The organism is Pseudomonas sp. 06C 126, from assembly GCF_001855215.1.
Taxonomy (GTDB): Bacteria; Pseudomonadota; Gammaproteobacteria; order Pseudomonadales; family Pseudomonadaceae; genus Aquipseudomonas; species Aquipseudomonas proteolytica.
This window is the reverse complement of the sequence record NZ_MIFU01000144.1, coordinates 1-2,333: the sequence shown is the minus strand read 5'-3', so window position 1 is coordinate 2,333 and position 2,333 is coordinate 1. Positions and strand designations below refer to the sequence as shown.

The window sequence follows — 2,333 nt, the reverse complement described above, 5'->3', positions numbered from 1 at the left end:
GACGCGGCAAGAGCCGCATCCAAGCTTCAAATGTGTAAACGATGTCCCCGGTTTCAGATGTAAAGGATGTCTACGGTTCTACACCCCCGCTGGGCTGCGTAGCAGCCCCAAAACCTGCCACCTCGGTGTATCTGATAAACCTTGGCGGGTCTTATTGGGGCTGCTGCGCAGCCCAACGGGGGTGCCCCCTCGCCACTGAAATATCCAACCTGCACCACAGATACACCTAATCCAACCTACAGCTGCTGGATACCGAACCCCAGCCGCGGGAAATGCACATGCACGGTGCCGGCGCGCTCATCTTCGCGGCGCAGGATCAGTTCTTCGCGACCGGCAAATATCAACTCGCCTACCACCGGGTCGACGCCATAGTCGGTCGCAGCGATGCTCACTGGCTGGCCCACCTTGAACCCGTTGGGATCTTCAAACACCTCATCCGGCAACGCCGCAGGCGCACTATCACGGGCGATTTCCAGTGCCTGGCTGGCACTCATCTCGCTGGCGGTGCCATGCCCAAAGCCCAGCACCCGAGCAAGCCAGGCGCTGACAACCGGATAGTTATCCACCAGCGGCGACGTCACCGACGAGCCCTTGAGGAACCACAACGGATGGGCCATGGAGAAGTCGGCAATCGACGGCTCGCCAAACAGGAAATCCCCCGACTGACGCTGCAACTGTTGCTCCAGCCGCGCAATGATGGCCGGCCACTGGTGCAGGGCTACGTCCAGTTGCACGCGGGTGGCGGTACCGTCGCCGAACATCTTGCTGCGGTCAGCAACCAGCACCTGCAGCAAATGCGGCGGCACCTTGGCAAATTTCACGGCCAGGGATTCGGGCTGGAATACCAGGGCCACGGCGTGGGAAAACACCACCGAATCGGCCCAGGCCGCAAAGCTCTGGCTGACCAGCTCCTGACCTTCGGGAAACAGTGGGGGCGTGGCCTTTTCCTGCTCCAGGCGGCGGGCGATCAGCGCAGTGTCGCAATAGATATCCGCACCGACCTGCAGCACCGGGGTTTTACGGTAGCCGCCGGTCAGGGCCGTCAGGTCGGGCTTGGGCATCACCGGGGGAATGGTCACCGATTGCCAGGACAGCCCTTTGAAGCCCAGGAGCAGGCGGGCTTTTTCCGCGAAGGGGGATTGAGGGTAGTGGTGCAGGATCAACTCAGACATTCCGGACTCCGCCAGATGAAGGAACCGCCAGCTTATCGTGCAAAAACGCAGTGGCCTACCCATTGGCCTGATGGGAACCGATCAATCAGATTGATAAGCCCGCGCCAGGCACTCCTTGGCGCTTTTCTTGAGCTTTTTTATCAAGCGTTCCTGGCGCAAGGCCTCGCCCTTGCTTGCGCAGGCCTCGGTATACACCAGCGCCACCGCCGGGCTGGAAAGAAAGAACCGCGCGCCTTTGCCGCTTTGATGGGTCGCAAAGCGGCGCACCGGATCATTGCTGATGCCGCAATAGAGCGAGCCATTGGCGGCACGGACCAGGTACACAAACCAGGGTTTCGGCACGGCGGGTTCAGGCGAATTGTTCACAAAGTATTCTGGCCAGTGAAAAGAGCGCCAATCTTATCAACGACCGGCCTGGAACGCTTTCAAGCCTTTCAAGGCCTGTGCCCGCACGGCGTTGCGTACCAGTGGCGTCCAGCCCAGCAACAGGCCCTTGGTACCGAGCGCCTGGCGCGACCAGCGCCACAGGTCAAAGTGATCGTGGTGCTCGCAGATCTTGCCATCGCGGAACACAAAGCGTGCCTGGATATCGTTGACCACGGTGTTGCCGGTCTGGCTGAACAGGTACGTCGCCACCCAATGGGCGCTGCCGGTGGTGTCGTCGCTGCGCACCTGGTCAAAGGTCAGGGAAAAGTCCTTGGCCCGGGTGGTGAGCATGCGCCACATGTCGCCGGCATCGCGCCCACGCAGTTCACCAAATGCAGGATCGCTGAACAGCACATCGTCGGTGTAGCAGGCGCTCATGGCTTCAGCGTCCAGACGCTCAAAGGCACGATAGAACTCGACGATCAGGGCGTTATGGGCATCACTCATGGGCAGCTTCCAAAAGTAGGTAGTCAAGCCAAGCACTGTACCCGTGTCGAGCGCGCCGTGGCGAGCGGGCCTGTCGTGACGAGCGGGCTTGTCGTGGCGAGCGGGCTTGCCCCGCGCTGGACTGCGCAGCAGGCCCAAAACCAGCCAACTCGGTTTGCCTGAAGAACCTCGGTCGGTTTGGGTTTGGGTTTGGGGCTGCTGCGCAGCCCAGCGGGGGTGTAGAACCGTAGACATCCTTTACATCTGAAACCGGGGACATCGTTTACACATTTGAAGCTTGGATGCGGC

At 60.9% G+C, this 2,333-nt stretch carries 3 protein-coding genes; all 3 read right to left on the bottom strand.

What is annotated here, in order from left to right:
• Nucleotides 1-236: 236 nt before the first annotated feature.
• The gene (locus BHC62_RS26185) at nt 237-1,172 is read right to left on the bottom strand and encodes a glutathione S-transferase family protein (protein ID WP_070996709.1); all 936 of its coding nucleotides are present in this window, start codon (nt 1,170-1,172) and stop codon (nt 237-239) included.
• Between the two features lie 81 nt (nt 1,173-1,253).
• Complete coding sequence (locus tag BHC62_RS26180) at nt 1,254-1,538, bottom strand: GIY-YIG nuclease family protein (RefSeq protein ID WP_070996708.1); 285 nt, start codon at nt 1,536-1,538, stop codon at nt 1,254-1,256.
• Between the two features lie 36 nt (nt 1,539-1,574).
• Complete coding sequence (locus BHC62_RS26175) at nt 1,575-2,045, bottom strand: nuclear transport factor 2 family protein (protein ID WP_070996706.1); 471 nt, start codon at nt 2,043-2,045, stop codon at nt 1,575-1,577.
• Nucleotides 2,046-2,333 lie beyond the last annotated feature (288 nt).

Excerpts from the sequence above, each read along its gene's own strand:
- BHC62_RS26175 (WP_070996706.1), bottom strand. The coding sequence starts at position 2,045 with ATGAGTGATGCCCATAACGCCCTGATCGTCGAGTTCTATCGTGCCTTT.
- BHC62_RS26185 (WP_070996709.1), bottom strand. The coding sequence starts at position 1,172 with ATGTCTGAGTTGATCCTGCACCACTACCCTCAATCCCCCTTCGCGGAA.